The organism is Lysinibacillus sp. GbtcB16 (assembly GCF_019091145.1).
Classification (GTDB): domain Bacteria; phylum Bacillota; class Bacilli; order Bacillales_A; family Planococcaceae; genus Lysinibacillus; species Lysinibacillus fusiformis.
This window is the reverse complement of record NZ_JAGXJV010000608.1, coordinates 1-255: the sequence shown is the minus strand read 5'-3', so window position 1 is coordinate 255 and position 255 is coordinate 1. Positions and strand designations below refer to the sequence as shown.

General features: G+C 52.9%; 1 pseudogene. It reads right to left on the bottom strand.

What is annotated here, in order from left to right:
* Positions 1-255 (bottom strand): annotated as a pseudogene (locus tag KVT27_RS25390) (S-layer homology domain-containing protein); the annotation flags it as partial.

Here is a 255-nt window from a genome sequence, read left to right as displayed (position 1 = left end):
CGCGCGTAGCAGGGGCAGTGCCGCCATATGTCCCGTCAGCTTGTTTGCCCAGCAGATTCAATTGAGCTGCCAAAGGCACATATCCCTGCGCCCAACGGGATACTGTATTGTCATTCAATCCCGCGATTGTACCCGCTTGAGCCTCTTTATTCAGACCGCGAATCAAGAACGCGGCAAGCTGCTCTTTGCTCACTTCGCCCGCTGGATTATACTTACCAACTTCAAAACCATCGGTTAAATTGGCAGCCTTCAGCG